Source organism: Paenibacillus sp. sgz302164 (genome assembly GCF_056120505.1).
Map to the genome: position 1 here is coordinate 1 of NZ_JBVYOL010000043.1, position 21,421 is coordinate 21,421.

General features: G+C 52.1%; 1 protein-coding gene and 1 pseudogene. Both read right to left on the reverse strand.

Features of this window, described 5'->3' with window-relative positions:
• The coding region (locus AC0LWT_RS36725; RefSeq protein WP_474686772.1) for a beta-ketoacyl synthase N-terminal-like domain-containing protein at positions 1 to 3,389 on the reverse strand (3,389 nt) is incomplete at its 3' end.
• Between the two features lie 105 nt (positions 3,390 to 3,494).
• Positions 3,495 to 21,155: pseudogene (locus AC0LWT_RS36730) on the reverse strand (SDR family NAD(P)-dependent oxidoreductase); the annotation flags it as partial.
• Positions 21,156 to 21,421 lie beyond the last annotated feature (266 nt).

The window sequence follows — 21,421 nt, forward strand, 5'->3', positions numbered from 1 at the left end:
TCCACGGTTGCCGCCGCGGTTTTCTCCGGCACCCAGTAACGCTCCCGCGCAAACGGATACGTCGGCAGCGGAATCCGCGAATACCCGCCATCCGCGAACAGCTCTTCATACTCCAAGCCGTAGCCCAGGCTGTATAAATCGGCGATCGCTGACAATTGTTCCATATACTCGCCAGCTTCCCCGATTTCCCGGCAGCTGCGGATGCACGCATTGCCATAACGTTTCAGCGATGGCTGCTCGCGTCGTTCATTCTCCTGAACCTCGGAGACATATACCTGCGGCTGCTTCCCTTTTTGCATCCAGCCGCGAAGGAGGGCTGCCACCTCTTCGGCCGTGCGTGCCACACAGGCCAAGCGATGCTTGAAGTGCTTTCTGCCGAGCAAAAGCGTATAGCTGATGTTGCCGCAGTCGATGCCGGGCTCCTGCGTGCAAAAGGCAGCCAGCTGTTCAGCCTGCTGACGCAGCTGCCCCTGGCTTTGCGCCGATAAGACGATCAGGTAACCCGGCTTCCCGGCGTGCACCCGTTCCATCTGCGAAGCTTCTTCGATCACCATGTGCGCATTCGTTCCTGTAGCGCCGAATGAGCTGATGGCGGCACGCCTTTTGACCCCTGGTTTCACGTTCCATTCCTTCAATGCTGTATTCACATAAAAGGGACTGCTCGCAAACTGAATGTTCGAATTGCCCGACTCGAAGTGTAGAGAGGGCGGTATCTGCTTATGCTGCAAGGACAGCAGAATTTTGATTAACCCGGCTACACCGGAGGCAAGCTGCGTATGCCCAATGTTCGTTTTCAACGAACCGATCGCACAAAATTGCTCATCATCGGTATAATGGCGGAAAGCCCGGCTGAGCGCCTGATACTCGATCGGGTCGCCGAGCCTGGTGCCCGTTCCATGCGCTTCAACCATCTGAATCTGTGCCGGATCAATGCCAAACGTTTCATACACCTCGCGCTCCAGCCGTTCTTGCGACTTGAGGCTGGGCGCCGTTATGCCGTTGGTCGTACCGTCCTGATTGATCCCCGAACCGCGAATGACGCCGTAGATATGGTCACCGTCATCGATTGCGTCGCGGAGGCGTTTGAGTACAACCGCCCCAACGGCTTCTCCCGGCACCATACCGTCAGCCCGGTTGTCAAAGGTGTAGCACTTGCCGGTACGCGACAGCATCCCCGCTCCATCGGCCAACAAGTGATATTGAGGCGTAGCCTGGATATAAATACCTCCGGCCAAGGCCATGTCCGTCTCTCCGGACCACAATCCCTGGCAGGCGAGATGGATCGAAACAAGAGAGCTGGAGCAAGCCGTATCCACAGCAATAGCAGGACCTTGAAGATCCAGACAATAAGCAATGCGAGCCGCAATCGCTGAATTGAGAGAGCCCCATAACGCCTGAGGAGGAAGGTTTTCGGTAAACAGTGTGTTATAATCCCCTGCCGCACATCCAACGTACACCCCGCAGCGAGTTCCCCCAACTTTGGCTCCTGCGTACCCCGCATTTTCCAGCGCCCTCCATGACTCCTCTAAAAAAAGACGCTGCTGCGGGTCCATATAAGTGGCCTCAATCCCCGATATATTGAAAAATAACGGATCGAATTGATCGATCCCATCCAAAAAGCTTCCGTAATCGCAATACAAGTCTTCCTTTTTATGGTATTGGGACAAGTCCCAACGGGAAATTCGATCTACCAGATTATCGCCATTAGCCAAATGTTCCCACAGCGCATCCACACTGCCGGACTTGGCGAATCTGCCACTCATTCCAATGATAGCAATAGGTTCATAATAAGCGGCAGAGTCTGCTTGATCGGTCAGTTGAGAAGTATCCGTTTCTCTGATCGTGCTTCTCTGTGAATTTCCCACCTGCCTAAAAGCGTTTTTATGCTCCTGCGGCTCTGCCTTTATTTCCTGATGAGGAACCGAAGAATGCTCGCTTCCCGGCAACATGGCTGCAATGGCATCTCCGTGCTCTGACACAATAAACTCCGTTAGGCGGCGAATCGAGCTAAAATCAAAGATGTCGGTGGTTTGCAAATCGATCCTCAGTATGTCGGAAACCGCTTGAACAAAATTGACGCCAATAATGGAATCAAGTCCATAATCGGCAAACGATTGATCAAGATCGATCAGATCCCTGTCCAGCTTCAATGCTTCAGACATCGTTACGATCAATCTCTCTCTCACGAAATCGACGATTCTGGAGTTGGAGGAAGCCTCACGCACACTCGTCACCGGACGATTGGGTTTGTCCCGACGGGACGGAGGCAGCTCGCCTTTTTCCTTTTCAGATAATGGAGCGGGCTTGCTTTCCTGTATTTGCCGAACCACTCCATCGCTTTCAGCAACGATAATTTGTTGACCCAAATGATGAGATTCTTCCGTCGGGAAGAATACAGAGCCAAAGCCTTCGCTTTCCAGCACCTGCTGCCATACACTAGGATATAGTCCAGGACAGCCCGGAATGCGCAGCTCCGGATCTTCATACAGCCACCATCCTTTCAGCAGTCCAAAGGTCAGATGGGTGAACAAAGAATGTGTGCTGATTTCATTCAATAAAAGGAGACCGTTTTTTCTCAAGAGAGCTTTGGCGTTGCGCAAGGTTTTTTGAATATTGGCCGTGGCATGCAGCACATTAGCGGCAATTACCACGTCATAGGCACCCGGTATAATGCCTTGTCCGGCAACAGACTGCTCTGTATTGAAAATTCGGTAAGTCAAATAAGGATTGTCCGGGCCGTATTCTTTTTCGGCATGCAGCAAAAAGGCTCGCGAAATATCCGTATAGCCATATTCCTTGATATGATCCCTGTACGCCTGCAATCTATTGAACAACCCTGCGCTCGTCCCTCCGCTCCCCGCGCCAATCTCAAAAATTCGTATCTGCGCAGAAGGATTATGCTTGAGTGTTTCTTCTATAAATAAAATCAGCGTATTTCCGAGCACATCGTTAAAATAGTCCGATACACGATTGTTCTTATAGATACCCTCAACCAATTCCATCGAGGATCCTGGAAACATAATATCTGTAGCGGGCAGTTTTCCGGCGAGAATGTCGGGCAGCGCACGAAGCGCTGCGTCGACTAATCTCACTTGAGCTTTCAGATCGGGTTCATTCAACCAAGCTGTCTTCTGCTGTTCCCATTCCTCCCATACGGCGTTCACATTCGCAGGAACTTCATCGGCCAGATAATAAAACTGCCCATCGCAGGCAAGTATTCGTTCTTGAACCAGCAACAATAAACTCGTTTCCAACCATCTCTCATATCCATGGCTGATCCCGGTGTGTTTGAGGTCAATGTCCGTTCCCTTACTTCCATGGAACGATATGCCCACAGCCTGCAATTGCGCCCACAGCAGCTTGCTGAGATGCCGATCCATTACCTTCATTCTTTTCCCTCCTGTACACGTGCAGCAAATATCTTACACTTTGACGGTTAACCGTTGATAGTAGGCTGTCAATCTTTCGGTGTAAGTAATTAACAAATATTGGACAAGATTAAGGATTGTCGGATACTCCAAGAAAATAGCCGGTGTCATATCCAGTTCGTAGGTCTGATTTAATCTCTGAATAAGTTCGACCTGTTTGATTTGATCGAATCCGTACTCATCCAACTCCACATGAACATCCAAGTACTCGTCGCTGACCTCAAGCAATTCAGATAAGTACCGTACGAGAACCTCCTGCACTTGAGAGCGCACTTCCCCGATCTCCGACTCTGCCGCTTGCGGGGAAGCAGCAGACAAATCCAAAGGCTTCACTGCGCTTTTCAGTTGCTGCTTCATGTTCTGAAACACAGAGGCAACCGTTTCCGGGTACAGCGCAACCTGTTCCTCGGCCTCAGTTTCTTTCTGATCGCCGGAATGGAGCGGAAGAGTACGGCCGGTAAACTCCATATCCGCTTTGTCACTCATCGCAGGAACCCAATAGCGGTCCCTGGCAAAAGGATACGTGGGCAAACTGACTCGCTGCCGTATGCCGCCGCCATACATATCCTCCCAATCCACAAATGCCCCATTGCTCCACAACGCCAGAACTTCACCATATTTACGTTGTTGAAGCAATCCGGGTATATCAGGAGCCGAGCTCTCGTCGGCCGAAGCGAGAAATGCCTCTTGCCCTCGTTTTCGATGCCCCGGATAAAGGCCTTCCACAGCGTTGTTGCCTTCCAGAAAAGCCTCCAGCTTCATCTTAAGCTCTTCCGATGAAGCAGCCTCAATGCCCAGGCGCTCCTCCATAGCTTCCCTTCCGACTTGCAGCGTGTACGCGATATCAGCGAGCATGTTGTCAGAAATCGATTGTTGCCGCAATACATGCAGCAATCGATCTGCCTGTTCGCGCAGCCGCTCCGGTTGTTTGGCGGACAGCACAATGAGTACAGGCTGCTGCCCCATGGCAGGCTGCGGAGAATGCTGACGGCTTTGAGGCACATATTCTTCAAGAAGAATATGGACGTTAGAGCCTCCGGCCCCGAATGCGGAAACGCCTGCTCTTCGCGGATATTCCTTCATTACTCCGTTTATGCTGATTTGCGGACGCACCCACTCCTCCAGCCTTTGCTGAACGACAAACGGTGTCTTGCCAAAGTCGATGTTCGGGTTCAACGTCTCTGCGTGCAGCGAAGGAACAAGCTGTTTATGCTTCATCTGTAGTAGTACTTTCGTTACCCCAGCGATCCCCGCTGCGCTCTCGCAATGCCCGATGTTAGACTTCACCGAGCCAATCGCACAGAACTGCTTGTCTTTCGTGTACCTCTGGAAAGATTTGGACAATCCTGTTATCTCTATCGGATCGCCAAGCGATGTTCCCGTGCCATGCGCTTCGATATAACTCACCGTTCTTGGGTCAATGCCCGCTTCTTTCAATGTTCGTGCAATGACATCAGCTTGGGCATTCGGATTAGGAACGGTATATCCGTTCGTTTTGCCGCCGTGGTTAGCCGCAGTTCCCTTGATCACTCCGTAAATCTGATCGCCGTCAGCGACCGCCAGATGAAACGGCTTGAGCAGTAATGCGCCCACTCCTTCCCCCGGGACATACCCGTCTCCCCCTTCCCCGAAGCTCTCGCATCTGCCCTTGCTCGAAACGAATTTGCCCTGACCCAGATTCAAATACTTATTCGGGTGAATCGATACATTCACACCGCCGGCAAGCGCCAGCTCGCATTCGCCGCGCAAGAGCGCATTGCAAGCCAGATGGATCGCCGTAAGAGAAGAGGAACACATCGTATCAATCGCCATACTCGGACCGTGAAAGTTACAGAAGTACGATACCCGATTGGCAATTGATGACGGACTTCCTGCAAGAGCGATAGAACGGCCTTGCGTCTGCTCCTGCGCTCCGTAAAGCTGATATTCTTCATACATCACTCCGACGTATACGCCCACGTTGCCGCCATAGCCATTCCCATAACGCTTACTTAAAGCTTCACGGGTATAACCGGCATCTTCCAATACTTCAAATGCGCATTGCAGGAATAAACGCTCCTGCGGGTCCATGATTTCCGCTTCTCGAGGCGAGATGTGGAAAAAGAGCGGGTCGAAACGATCTACGCCTTCCATGAAACCGCCCCACTTACTGTTCGTTTTACCCAACTTCGTCTTATCTTCATCGTAATATAAACGATAATCCCAGCGTTCCTGCGGAATTTCTGTGATACTGTCTTTGCCATCCCGCAAATTGCTCCAGAACTGCTGAATATCGACTGCGCCGGGATAACGGCCGGCTACACCGATAATCGCGATGTCCAATGCAGAGGATGACCTTGCTTCCTTCTCGTCTCGACGGGAAGGAACGAATCGCTCAGGCTTACTGCCGATCCTCTCCACCTTCTCGCGGCTTACCGGGTCTGAGGCTGCGGTGTGAGTGACAGCTCCCTCTGAAACAGGCTGCGGCTGTTGAATCTCTAACAGATTCAGCAGCTGCGCCCGATGGTTTTCAAGGAAATAATCGCTCAATGCATCTAACGTCTGATATTCGAAAAAGAGTGTTTTAGACAGGGAACCGAAGGTCTCTTCCAATTGGTTGTTCAACTGCATGATCATCAAGGAATCAATCCCGTATTTCTCCATTGGCATCATGGGATCAATCCGATTCGCAGGCAGTTTGATGACAGCAGCGAGCAGTTGCTTCAACATATGAACCGCTTTTTCCCGCAATTCGTCCGGATGAACCGCAACCTCTGACAGCTTGGAAGCTGCTTGTGCTTGCTCCACAGACGGCGAGGGCTGCCGGAACATCGCGGATTGCAGACGCTGAAGATGGCCAGCCACTACCGATACCTGACTCCCTTCCGCGGCCCAGCTTCGATAGAAAGACTGAAGGCCAGCTTCTGTCTCCAGACTGACGATACCCGTGTGCTGACGCATCATTCTCGCTAGATCGGGATCAACCTGCATCCCGCCATCCTGCCACAGCGGCCAATTGATCGATAGGGAGCGTCCCTGACGCCGGCCTTCTGCCGCCAGTTGGGAACGATAGTGCGCATAAGCGTCCATGAATGCATTCGCGGCGGCATAATCGCCTTGGCCGGCGCTTCCCGCCATTGCCGCCAAGGAAGAAAACATAATAAAGAAATCGAGCGTTTCATCCTTGGTCGCTTCATCCAAATGCATCACACCGCTAACCTTCGGAGCGAGAACTTCCTGCAGCTCATCCTGCGTTTTCTTCAACAAATAATTATCGCGAATGATGCCGGCGCAATGGATGATCCCATCAATTCTGCCATATTCCCGCTGTATCTCATGAATCCATTCATTTACGCTGTGAGCCTTCGTGATATCGACTTGCCGGTAAGCAACCTTAGCGCCGAGCTTTTCCATCTCTCTGATCTTGTCTCGCTTCTCCGGCTTCAAAGAAGTGCTGCCGGCAAGCAGCAGGACGGGCATTTTCACCCGGCGGATAATTTCGTTGGCAAAGATCAGACCCAAACCGCCGGCTCCGCCTGTGATGACATAGACGCCGCGATCCTTCCATGGCAGGGCTGCCAGTTGTCCGGGGCGATCCACTTCTGCCCAGTTGCCCACATACCGATTACCCGCTTCATACCGAACTCTCATGTCCAAAGTGCCTGCGTTTATTTCCAATAATTTGGAAATAAATACGTCCTCGGTCGACTCCGCGCCAATACATTGCACGGTTATTCTCGGATTCTCCAAGGCAGCTGTTTGCAGAAGCCCGAACAAACCGCTGAAAAGCTGCTGTTCCTTTTTTGTTGAGAAGACAAGCTGAATCAATACTTTCCCTGCGGAAGGCTTTCTCAAGAGCGCCTGAATCTCTTCAAGTATCCATTCCGCATACGTCTTGTACCGGTCAGCAACGCCCTGTTCCTGCGATTGCAGGACAATAAAGCGAACACGGTTAAAGCGAGATTTCCAATCGTCTTCCAGTGGATGTTCCGGTTCGCACATCATGACCAGATGCTCGTCATATTCGACATCTTGCCCGGCCTTGGCCGCCTGCTCTGTCCAGGCCGGCGCAAACAACGACGGCTCGGCTCCATTCTTATCCGCAGCCTGTTGCAATTCACTGTCCCATGCACGAGAAGTGTATCCCTTCAACCGTATCCGCGTACTTCCATCGGCATCCATCATATCGATATCGAGCTTTTGGAGCGAACTCTCGGGATGGCTGCCCTCACTGTAACGGATCAAAGCCCACATCGAAGCCGTACATGCCCCCCTGATTTCGATCTCCTGCAGGGCAAATGGGACGATGGGACGGATTAACGGCATGTCCTCTTCAGCATACGAACCCAACAAAAAGCCAATCGTTGCCTGCAAGGCCGCATCCAGCATGCCGGGATGGAGCACAAATTCATGCGAACCGACTGCAAAGGGTCCTGGCAAAGCCAGTTTGGCCAAAATTTGCCCCTTTCCGATATAAAGGGTTTCAATGCCTTGATGGGACGGCCCATAGTCGATTCCGATGGCCTTAAACGTTTTATACACGCGGCTCCGGCTTATTTCGGTATGACTGCACGAAGCCTGCAAAGCCGGCAAATCCCGCTTTTCCACAGCTGCTCCATAGCCCCATGCGGCTAATCCTTTACTGTGTACGATGCGTTCGTTGTTACTGCCGTACGATGCGCTGTAAATTTCAAAAGCCGCTTGGCCGGCTTCCGTGGGAACAAGTGCAATATGCAGGCTGGCAGGCTCCTCAGCGATCGTAACCGCTCTTGCCCAGACGATATTTTTCAAATACAGGATATCCGTCCTATCGCTTCCCGGGCTTTCGTTGGGTCCGCCAAGCGATCTCTCCGCGGCAGCGCGAGTCATTTCCAAATAGGCTGCGCCCGGGAAAACCTTTTGCCCGTTGACTCGGTGATCCTTGAAGAAAAATTCCTGTCCTGTAAAAAGCGATTCAAACCGTTGTTCCGAAAAATCGGAGGTGTTGCGATGCAGCAGCGGATGCAGGAACGCCAAAGTCCCGTTAGATTGGCTGCCATACTCTTTCTTGGCATCCGGCACCCAGTAGCGTTCCTTAGCGAACGGATACGTCGGCAAGCTGATTAAACGCGGTTTGCCCTCCTTGTACAGTTGACTCCAGTTCACGGAAAGTCCTCTGACCCACAGTTCCAGCACGTTTGCGTAAGCTTGTTGCTCCATCCATCGCGTTACAGAGTTCCTAGTCTCCTCCTCCGAGCCGAACTGGGCAATCAGCTTTTGAATCCGTTGAGCCTGCCCTCGATACAATAATCCGCTGCCTTCGCCGCCTTGTATGAATGCTTGGAGATGCTGTTCCAATTCAGGGACGGAGGAAGCCGTCATAGCCAGACGCTCTTCCATCGCTTCACGCCCTGTCTGGAGCGTATAAGCGACATCCGCCAAGGCGGCGTCATCGATCTGTCTTTTTTGCAAAAAAGCTAACAACTGCTTCGCTTGCTCATAAAGGCGATCTTCATTTTTAGCCGACAGCACAATAACCGCGGGGGCGTCAGGTGTGATTGCGGCAGTCCGGCGATCAGCAGGATGCTTGGGCACATATTCCTCAAGCACCACATGCGCATTGGCGCCTCCGAAGCCAAAGGAGCTTATGCCCGCTCGCCGGGGCAGCTCATTGCCATCCTTATCCTTCACGGCCATCCAGGCCTGTTTTTCCTGCACAATGTAAAAGGGACTGTCTTTCAATTGGATATATGGATTGATCGTCTCACAGTGCAGGCTTTTTACCAATGTCCGATGTTTAAGCTGCAGCAGCACCTTGATTACTCCGGCAATTCCCGCAGCCAACTCAGCGTGTCCAATATTCGATTTGACGGAGCCCAAGCCGCAGTAAGCCTCCGGCCTCGGTGAACTTCCCGCCATTTCATGCAAAGACTGGAAGGCGGATTTGAGCCCGTTAATTTCAATCGGATCTCCAAGCTCCGTGCCCGTGCCGTGTGTTTCTATATAAGTGATCGTGTTCGGATCAATGCCTGCTTGCGTATAGGCTGTTTTGAGCAGATCGGCCTGGGCTTTCGGATTCGGAGCCGTCAATGAAGTCGCCCGGCCGCCGTGATTTTCGGCAGCTCCCCGAATCAATCCGTAAATCACATTGCCGTCCCGCTCGGCTGCGCTCAGCTTCTTCAAGAAGAGCATGCCTGCGCCTTCGCTGCGGACATATCCATTAGCTTCATCGGAAAATGTTTTACAACGGCCGTCATGCGCCAGCATACCTGCTTTGTTGAAACTGATATGCCCGTCCGGCGTAACGATCGTATTCACCCCTCCGACAATTGCCATCTCGCAACTGCCGTTTTCAATCGCGCTCACCGCACGCACAATAGCAACCAAAGAGCTTGAACAGGCGGTCTCAATCGGTTCGCTCGGCCCGTGGATATTCAGAAAAAAGCTCATTCGGTTAGGTCCTACAGAAGGAACAAGCCCGGTTGAGGAATAGCTGTCTACGGGAAGCTGAGCCTTGGAAATCAGACTGCTGTAGCCGCTGAAAGATGTTCCTGCAAAAATCCCCGTTTTCGTACCCGATAAACTTTGCGGTGACATTCCCGCATCTTCGATCACCTTCCATACATGGGTCATCAACAGCCGCTGCTGAGGATCCATTAATTCGGCCTCGCGCGGAGAAATCCCGAAAAACAAAGGATCAAATTCGTCCACACCGTCGATAAAACCGCTCCACTTGATATTGGTCTTATTTTCTTCTTTCGCCGGATCGCCGTAAATAGCTCTCCAATCCCACCGATCAGCGGGGATTTCACGAATGCAATCTTTGCCCTCGGCCAGATTGCTCCAGAACTCATCGATGTCCCGGGCCATCGGGAAGCAGGCGCTTACACCTACAATCGCGATGGCATCCGAATCGGCGGCGGCAGCTGCCTTTCTTTCGGAAGAAGCCTCGGGAAGCTTGGCAAATCGGCGGCCGCGGCGGGCTGCGAAAGAAACAGACGCGGGTTGGTTGATCTGTCCGGTTGAACCGGTCAAGCTCTCCTCTTCCCCCGCAGCCCGTAAAACGCCGGGGCTTCCAATCGATTCGGCAAACTTTTCCCTAATACTAGGGCCGTGTTCCTCCAATAAATAGGCAGCCAGACTCGCCAAGGTTTCATACTCAAAAAAGACGGTAGGCGCCAATTCAAGCTTGAAATCCCGATTCAGATCGTTGGCGAATTGAGTGAACGAAATGGAATCACACCCATATTCGCTCAGCCCGGTATGGATATCGATATCATCGCCGTTCACTTTAAGCAATTTGGAAATCGCTGCCGTTAGAGCGGCCAGCAGCTTGTCCGGCAAGCTCTTTGCATCTCCAACCGCGTTTTGTCCGATGGACGAAGCGATTGCGGCAATCGGCTTTGCCGCAGCAACGCGCGGCGGAAACAGCTTTTGCCTGATTGGCGCCGGCCGCCCATTCACAACGATAATCCGGCTTTTATTTGCGGCGAATCCCTGAAGCAAAGCTCGTATGCCCGATGGCGTCGGCAGCGGTACGATCCCCAGATTATCCTCCATCCATTGCCCGGTCTGGGCAGGCACCTGCATCCCGCCTTCCTGCCACAACGGCCAATTAATCGAAATCGTTTGACCATGGCGTTGACCCTGCTCGGCTAGCGATACCCGATATCCGGCATAAGCATCCATAAAAGCGTTGGCAGCCGCATAATCGCCCTGTCCCAAGTTCCCCATCACGGCAGCCAAAGAGGAGAAGATCATAAAAAAGTCCAGCGGGAGTCCGCGGGTGGCCTCATCGATATGGATCAGGCCGTTCACCTTGGGAGCCATAACCTCGCGCAGCTGTTCCTGACTTTTCACATGCAAGTACTGATCGCGAATGAGACCTGCACTGTGGATAATGCCATCCAATCGGCCATAATCCTGTACGATCTTATCGATGAAAGCAACAACGGCTTCTTGATCCGCTGCATCCACCTGCCTGTAGTGAACCTGATTGCCGGAAGACGCCAGATTCTGCAGCTTGGCTTGCATATCTGCGGAAAGCGGCGACCGTCCTGTCAAAAAAACTACGGCCCCTTCCACATGCCGGGTCATTTCAGCAGCAAAAATAAGCCCGAGATTGCCCGCACCTCCTGTAATGACATAAATGCCGCGGTCCTTCCAGGGATAATTTGGCGTATGATCCAACGCCTCTATCTCCTTCCAAACGCCTACACGGCGTTTACCTTGGCGATATTGAACCCGTCCGTCCGTTGGACGTACACGGTTCTCCAGCAGCCTCTGCTTCCAGACTTCCGAAGCAGCTTCGGGCTCCATTTCAATCAATTGACTCACAATTTTGGAATTCTCCATCTGGGCTGTTTGCAGCAGTCCATACAGGCCGGTCCACAGCCGCTGTTCATTCCTGCACGAGCCGACAAGCTGAATCAGCACTTTGCCGCTGGAACCGTTGTTCAGAATCGCCTGCAGCTGTGCCAATATCTGAGCCGCATACGCTTGAAAGCGTTCAGCGAGGCTGTCCTCTTCCGAATGAAGATGGATGCAGCTTGTTTCATTCATATGTTGTGCAAGCCAAGCCGCCAGATTGTTATCCTGCTCGCAAATCAACACCACATGCTGCTCAAAAGAAGCCTGCACAGCGGGTTCAATCGCCTGTTCGTCCCAACCCGGCTCAAACAACAAAGTCGCTGTTTGAACCCCCGTATCTGCACGGTCTCCCTCCTCATCCAGAACGCGAGTTGTATATCCTCTCATTCGCACGCAAATTTGACCCGTTTCATCCATCAGATCGATGTCGAGCTTCTGCAGTTTATCGCCCGGTTTGCTTCCTTGACTGTGCCGGATTAATGCCCACATTGAGCTCGTGCATGCGCATATCACTTCCAGCTCCTGCAGAGCATAAGGCAGCACAGGCTTCACCGGGGCAGGCACTGCTCCGCCTGCGGAACTGAGGAAATAACCAAGCGGTGCTTGCAAGGCAGCGTCCATCAGGCTTGGGTGCAGCACGTAAGCCTGATCCTGATCGGATGCCGATAAGGGCAAAGACAGCCTGGCCAAAAACAGATCGTTTCCCATGTACAAAGATTCAATGGCGCGGTGACCCGGTCCATATTCGATCCCCATCTGATGGAAAGCCTCATAGAGCAGCTCAGGAGAAATAAACCCGTTTTTGCATTCATGCATCAGATTTGCCAGATCCGCCTTCGGCTGGATCGCCGGAGCGCCTGCTTCTGCCACTCCCTGACAATGAACAATTGCCTCCGCTTCATTCCCGCGGGGCAGGCTGTAAATTTCAAAAGCAATTTCTCCGTTATCTTCTGGACACAGAGCAATATGAACGCCGGTCTCTTCCTCATCGACGATGACGGGCCGCAGCCATACGATGTTCTTGAGCCGCATTCTCTCGATTTGATTCTGTTGCAACATCGAACCCTGCACGCTGCTCCCCAGCGCGTCAACGACTGCAGCTCTGGCCATTTCCAGATAGGCCACACCCGGCAAAACGCGGCTGCCTTTTACGCGATGATCACGGAGAAAAAATTCATGACCTGTAAAGCTGGAGCTGTACCGCTGCTCCGCCAAATCGGAAGTATTGCGGTGAAGCAGCGGATGCAAGCGGGATTCCACACCCTGAACCAACGCTCTGCTCCTTGTGTTCGCCTGATCCTCAGGCATCCAATACCGTTCCTTACCAAATGCATACGTCGGCAAAGGAATGCGGCGAGGCTGAGCATCTCCATAAAATTGATCCCAATCCAGGGAAAGCCCCTTGACCCACAGATCCAGCAGCTTCGTATATTTCTTTCGCGCGATCCAGCGGGTTACGGCTTCCTGCATCTCATCGTCGGCAAACAGAGCCATCGTTTCTTTATTGCGCTTCACTTGTCCGCGATATACATATTCGGTACTTTCCTGACCTTCTATAAAAGCTTGCAGCTTCTCCTTCAATTCCTTCATTGAATATACAATCAAGGCCAAACGTTCATCCATCGCTTCGCGCCCTGTTTGCAAGGTGTAGGCGATATCGGCAAGAGCTGCATCCTGCAGAAGATGCTTCTCCAAATAGGCGTTCAAACGCAGAACCTGTTCCCGAAGGCGCCCTTCATTTTTGGCAGAAAGGACGATAAGCGCAGGCTGGTCCGGTGAAACAGCGAATAAGGGACGCTCTTCCGTTCGCGGTATATATTCCTCAATCACGACATGCGCATTAGCCCCGCCCGCTCCAAAAGAAGAAATGCCGGCGATGCGCGGATATTCCCGTGCAACTCCATGAAGGATGACCGACGGTCTTCTCCACTCTTCAAGCTTCTGCTGCACGGTAAAAGGCGTTTTGGCAAAATGAATGTTCGGATTCAATTGCTCCGCATGAAGCGTAGGAACAAGCTTTTGATGCTTCATTTGCAAAATAATTTTGGTCAAGCCCGCGATGCCAGCAGCTGCTTCTAAATGGCCAATATTCGATTTAACGGAGCCGATGGAACAAAATCCGGTTTCCTGCGTATCTTTTCCGAACGCCTGCGTAAGTCCAGCGATCTCGATCGGGTCGCCCAGTTCGGTTCCTGTTCCGTGCGCCTCCATATAGCTCACGGTACGAGCATGGATGCCCGCTTTATCCAGTGCTTTGCGAATAAGCTCGCCTTGTGCCATTGGATTAGGAACCGTGTAACCATTCGTTTTGCCCCCATGATTGATCGCTGTAGTGCGAATAACGGCATAGATGTGATCCTGATCGGCAATCGCCCGCGACAGCGGCTTCAACAGCACGGTACCGACGCCTTCCCCCGGTACGAAGCCGTTGCCGCCCAGACCGAAGCTTTTGCATTGTCCGTCTGCGGAAAGCATCTGCTGCGCGCTAAGAGCGATGTAGCTGGACGGATGCAGATAGAGATTCACCCCGCCCGCAATAGCCATCTCGCATTCCTGTCGATGCAGGTGCTCACAAGCTTCGTGTATAGCGGTCAATGAGGAAGAGCACATCGTATCAATCGGCATGCTGGGGCCTTGCAGATTTAACAGATAGGAGACCCGATTAGCCACCGAACCGAAGGAAGTATGAGGATAAATACGCTCCTCTCTTTTCCAGTCTTCCGACCCGCATAAATCAAATCCCGTTTTAGTAATGCCTGCGAAAACGCCGACCTGGCGATTGAAGTGTTTGGCCAAACGTTCCCTTGTATACCCGGCGTCTTCCATAACTTCCCAGCACGACATTAAAAACAACCGTTCCTGCGGGTCCATACTTAATGCTTCGCGCGGGGAAATATTGAAAAACAAGGGATCAAATTCGGCAAAGCCGTCTATGAATCCGCCCCATTTGCCATAGCTTTTGCCAGCCTCTGCCGCTTTCTTCGGATCTGCTTCGAACAGTTCGTCCATCGCCCAGCGATCGGCGGGAACCTCCGTTATGCAATCGGCCCCCTTCTGCAACTGCTCCCAATAAGCATCCAGATTGTTTGCTTGCGGATATCGTCCGCTGACCCCGATGATTGCGATCGGTTCGCGAGAAGGCGAAAGCCCAGTGCCCGCCGGCTCTGTTACTTGAATAAAGCGTCTGTTCTCCTTGCCAAGAAGCTTCGGAGCTGAAGGAACAGCCCTTGGCCCAGCCGCCGCATCATCGCTGTGTGCCTCAAGCTCGTTCTGTTCTAATCCCAGCAGGGCTGCCAGCTTCTCTTTCCTCGTCCGGATAAAATGGTCAACCACCGCATCCAAAGTTTGGCATTCGAAAAACAGGGTGCTGCTTACTTCTCCGAATGCTTTGCGAAGCGTGTCGGTCATCTGAACAACCAGAATCGAATCAATGCCGTAGTTCTCCAAGGGCTCGGACGGATCAATTTGCTGCGTCGGTATTTTCAGGGTATCGCCGATCAATTTCTTGAAATAGCTCAAGCTTCTCTCCAACAATAAATCTTGCCAAACATCCGGCTTATTCAGTTTATTTTCGCGCAAAGCGGGGCGGGTCCGTTCTTCGGCGCCGATCTGGGGAGATTGCCCTGATTCATGCTTGCGTCGAATGCGAATCATTCCGTCGCTGGAAGCTGCTATAATCTGCTGTCCCAACTCATGCGCATCTGCTGCGGGAAAGAAAACATCCCTAAACCCTTCCTGTTCCAATAAATTTTTCCATTCTGTCGAGGATACTCCCGGCCCGCCCGGAATTCTTATTTCTGCATCCTCGTACAACCACCAGCCTTCCAAAAGGCCGAAAGTCAAATGGGTAAATAACGAATGGTCGCTAAGCTCATTCATTACAATCCAGCCATTGGACTTTAAAGCCGCCTTCACGTTCCGAATCGTTTGGCGAATGTCTTTGGTCGCGTGCAGCACGTTAGCCGCTATAACGATATCAAAGCTGCCGGTTGGTACGAGCTGCTCGAACAGCGATTGTTCCGCATTCACAATATGAGTTGTCAAATAAGGATGATCGGAACCATACTCCTTTTCGGCATGCATCAAAAAGGCTTTGGAAAGATCCGTATACGCATATTCCCGAATGCGGTTGCGATACGGCTTGAGCTTGTCCAGAACAATGGCGCTCGTCCCTCCTGTTCCAGCTCCAATCTCAAGAATACTAATCTGTGCGTCGGGATCATGCCGCAGCTGTTCCTGGATACAGGCAATGACCGTATCGGAAAGCACTTCATTGAAGTGGTCGGCTGCCTCATTATTTTTGTAGATACCTTCTACACGCTCCATCGAAGAATTCGGAAATATAATCTCAGTGGCCGGACGTTTGCCTGTTAAAATATCCGACAGTGCTTGCAGCGTTGCTTCCACCAGCGACAATTGGGCCCTCAAGTTCGTCTCTTCCCGCCATCGCTCTTTTTGTTCCTGCCAAGCTGCATCCCCTTCGTTTAAAGAATCCCTGTAAGCGCTGTCGTAATTACCTGCTTGCGGGAATATTCCATGTTTCGTCAGAAGCGACATACTCTCCTCGAACCAACGCTTGTACATATCCAGTAGTCTACTTTGATCCGCGAGTATCCCGCTTCGCTGCAGCTCGCCCCAAAGCAGTCGGCCAAGCAAACGATCCATCCCTTCTCTTAAGGCAGCCCCATTGGCTATCAACTGTTCCACTTGCGGCCCCGCCTGCGGCATCAAGTTTCGAATACTCGAACCGGATACTGCACGCTGTTCGGGGTATACCTCCAGCCATTCATCCTCATCCGCATACTGCTGGGCCCGTGATTGATCCAATTGGATCAACGATAATTGATCGATGGGTCCTGCCTGCAGCGCTTCCAAAGCGATCATGGCGTCAGCCGGCTCGATAAAGCCGATTCCGCTTTGCGCCATCCTGTTCTTAAAGGCTCGCGGGACTGCGCTTCCTATCCCGATGTCGCCCCAGTAACCCCAGTTCATCACTTTGACCGAAGAAGACCATTCTTTCCTGAGCTGAAGAGCAAAAGCGTCCGCGAACGTACAGCCGGCTGTGTAACTGCTTTGTCCGAGCGGCTTGCCGAAAGAACCGATCGATGAAAAAAACAGGGCAAAATCCAACGGTTCTCTTCCAAAGACTTGCGCCATTCGTACACTTACGTCTATTTTCGCAGACAGTCCCGCCTGGAACCGGGATTCGTTCATCTGGGCCAAACTTTGATCCAGTGCACCGACGGCCGAGTGAATCACTCCATGAATGACAGCGTACCTCGCTTTGATATCTTCATAAGCGGCTTGAAGAGCCTGATAGTCACTTGCGTCCGCAGCGAGATATACAGGTGCCGGGCCCCAATTGACCAATCGATCGAGCTTAGCGCTGATGCTGTCGTCTTGCGCTCGTCGGCCGATCCATACGATTCGGGCCTGGTAGGTGCGGATCATGTATTCGCTCCAGGCTTCACCGATGCCTCCGGCTCCGCCAATGACGACATACACCCCATTCTTTCGGTACACGGTGGACGAAGGTGCATGAATACCGTTCACCTTCAGCAGCTTCTGACGGTACCACTGCCGATTGCGCACAGCCCACGCATTTCCTTGCGGGTCTGGCGGAATCATGGTCATTTGGCCGTAAGGAATATCTGAATCCGGCTCCAAATCAATCAGGCGAATTTTCCATTCTGTCCATTCTTTTGCCAGGGAACCTGCAAATCCGTGAACACTTGCATGAGTTGGATGTACCGCATCCTGCGGATGAACCGCCTGTGTCCCGGTTGTCAAGATTGTCCAGTAGAGTTCCTTAGACCCGAATCCCAGGCTCAGCAACGATTTGACCCATCGAAAAAGTTGAATCACCCCCTCCTGCTGGCTCTGAATAACAGCGTCGGAAGCGTAAGAGACAAGGTCGGAATGAGGAACGATCCAGATGATGTGCTTTATAGCCGGCAGTGCTTTTAACTGAGCGGCGATCTCTTCGATCGTCGCGCCAGGCTGTACAAACAACTCTTGCAACCCAGGATAGCTGAGTTTGATGGCGTTTCGCTGATCGGCAGTGCCGCCAATCAACAGCACATGATCGGTTGGGTATGGAGACGCCGTCCCCCAATCCGCTATAGAGACAACGTCCCACACCGGCTGCTGCAGCAGCGCCTCCGAATGCTTCTGAGAAGCTACAGCGGCAGGATCCGACTGGGAAGAAGCTGACGTGCTCTCCTCTTTGCGAATCATCGAAAAGCCTTTCATCCGCACACAAACAGTTCCCTGCTCATCGCACAGGTCAAGGTCAAGCTTCTCCACTCTATCCCTGTTCGACCCGTCTTCACTGTAACGAATCGACACCCACATACTAGGCAGACAGCGCCCATATATGACAAGCTCCTCCAGAGCAAACGGAGTGAACATAGCCAGGGACGCCGCCCCGCTTTTTGTCCGATTCGAGAAGCCGGACAACCGCAAGCCCAATCCTGCTTGAATGGCAGCGTCCATCAGGACCGGATGCAGCACCCAGGAATCCAGCCCATCGGCTGCGGAGACGGGCAGCTTCAAATGAGCCAGCACGCAGCCTTCGCCAGCATGAATAAACTCGATCCCCTGCTGCTCTTCTCCGTAATGCACGCCCATCCTTCTGTACAGGCTATAACATTCATCAGCCGATACATATCCGCCCCTGCATGCCGCCTGAAGCGCCTGCAGATTCAATCTCGGTGCTTCCGCAATGGGCGCAAGCAGCACTGCAGTTCCTTGGCTGTGTACGGTCAGTTCAGCAGCCGGGAGTTCCGCTGCACTGGATATGGTACAATTAATCTCCCCGTTATCTTGAGGGTATACTCCGATTTGGATATCAACCGGGCGATCCTCGAATTTAATAGGACGCATCCAGGTTATATTCTTCAATTGAAGCGCCTTGCCACTTGGATCGATGCCTTCTGCCGCTTGCTCCACAGCGGCCCGAATCATTTCCAGACAAGCTGTGCCGGGAAACAATCGCTGGTCCTGCACAATATGGCCCGCTGCAAAAAATTCCTGTCCCGTAAAGGTGGAACGAAACCGCTGCTCAGCCAGATTGGACGTATTTGCGTGAACCAGTGGGTGCAGTTGATTCGGCTCATCTGCCGTTATTGCCGCTGGCATCGGCTTTGTCTGCTCCAGCCAATACCGCTTCCGTTCAAAAGGATACGTGGGCAGGCTCATTCGCTTTACTTTTTTGCCGCTGTACCATCTATTCCAGTCTATAGATACTCCGCTGACCCATAGCTCAAGCAGCCTGGCATAGGATCCTTCCTCAAGCCAACTTTCGATGACTTTCTCGATATCCCCATCTTCCCCGATTGCCATCGCCTCGTGAATAGGTTTGACTTGACCCTGCATCAGATTCTCAATCTCCTGCTCGCCAGCGAGATAAGCTTCCAGCTTATTTGTAAGCTCACGGATCGAGCCTGCAGTCATGGCCAGGCGTTCTTTCAGCTCATCCCGGCCTGCTTGAAGCGTGTAAGCCATCGAAACCAAATGCTGCTCAGACAGACCTTGCTCGACAATAAAAGCAAGCAATTGACGCGCTTTTTCTTTGAGACGCTCTTCGTTCCGGGCGGATAAAACAATGATAACCGGTTGATCCGGGTTAGACGAAGGAAGGGCAAGCTCGTCGCCGTTCGCGATATGCTCCTCGATAACGATATGAGCATTAGCCCCTCCGGCGCCAAATGATGAAATGCCGGCAATCCGCGGAAGCTCACGCTGCCCGATAACAGGCCGCTGCCATGTTTCCAGCTTCTGCTGAACGGCAAAGGGACTGTTTGCAAAATCAATATGTTTATTGAGCTGCTTGGCATGCAGGGAAGGAGCCAATTGGCGATGCTTCATCTGAAGCAAAATTTTGGTAATACCAGCAATTCCAGCTGCGCTCTCACAATGTCCAATGTTCGACTTGACCGAGCCGATGGAGCAGTACTGCTTGTCTTGCGTATAGACTTCAAAAGCTTTTGTCAAACCCGCAATCTCTATAGGATCGCCTAATGAAGTGCCGGTGCCGTGAGCTTCGATATAGCTAATCGTTCGAGGATCAATGCCCGCCCCTTGAAAAGCCTGACAAATGACTTCGGCCTGCGCATTCGGATTCGGAACCGTATACCCGTTGGTTTTGCCTCCATGATTAATCGCTGTTCCTTTAATCACGCCGTAGATGTGATCGCCATCAGCAACAGCTTTATCGAGCGGTTTAAGCAATATCGCGCCTACACCTTCGCCTGGCACATAGCCGTCGCCCCCTTCGCCGAAGCTTTCACAGCGCCCTTTGCTTGAGACAAAGCTTCCCTGTCCGAGCAGCAAATACTTATTCGGATGTACGGATACATTGACTCCGCCGGCAATGGCGGCGCTGCATTCGCCTCTTTGCAAGCTTTGGCAAGCTAAATGGATCGCGGTTAAAGAAGAAGAACACATCGTGTTCAGAGCTATACTCGGCCCGTGAAAATTAAAAAAATAAGATACCCGGTTCGCGATAGAGGATGAATTTCCACCCAATGCCACATTGCGTCCCCGTGTCTGCTCCTGGGCTCCATATAACTGATATTCTTCGTACATCACGCCTACATACACGCCAACTGCGCCGCTCTTGCCGAGATTCGTTCCTTTGCTTCCGGCAATAGACCGGGCGTAACCTGCATCCTCCATCGTTTCATATACACATTCCAGAAACAGGCGCTCCTGCGGGTCCATCCCTTCCGCTTCAAGCGGCGAGATATGGAAGAAGAGCGGATCAAACTGATCCACCCCTTCCAGGAAGCCTCCCCATTTACTATAAGTTTTTCCAGATTTATTTTTCTCTTCGTCAAAATAGAGACCGTGATCCCACCGATCAGCGGGTATTTCGGTTATACAGTCCTTTCCCTGGCTTAACTGCTCCCACAATTGCCGAACATTACGAGCCCCCGGATATCGCCCGGCAAGCCCGATAATAGCAATATCCAGCGCTTCCGGCTTTTTATCAGCCAAAAGTTTCTTCGCGGAACCAGCGGAGCGAGTCCGCTTGCGGCGTTGAGTGACGGCCGGCGCGGAAATTGCAGATGTTGACGTCTTTTCTGGGGGTATGCGTTCCGCCTCCTTGACGGCTGGCGCTTTCAGTTCGATATCCAGCAAGCCGATGAACGATTTCCTGCATACTTTCCATATATAATTCGTCAATTCCTGAATCGTCTGATACTCAAAAAACAACGTTTTGGGCAACGAACCGAACTTTTGCTCCAGCTTCTCGGTTAATTCCATCATCATGACTGAATCTATGCCATACTTCTCCATAGGCGCGTCTGCTTCAATACGCTCTGCCGGCAGTCTCAGTACCGAAGACAGCAGATGCTTCATGTAGTTGACCGCTTGCTTGCGCAGTTGTTCTTCTCCTGTAGTTTGCAGCGCCGGTTCTGACTCGAAAATGGCTCCACTGTCCGGATCGGCCGCAAAATTAAGAATCGGAATTTGCTTGCTCCGCACCATCTCCTGAATTTTTCTGGCAGCTCGTTCATGGGTGATCTTCCCGCTTTTGATTTGACGGTATAACCCTTTCACATCTTGATCCATTCTGTTTCCCACCTCACCTTACCGCAAAAGGATAATTTCCCTGAATTGTTCTTCAGTTAATTCGCCGCTGGAAACTTTTTCCGAAA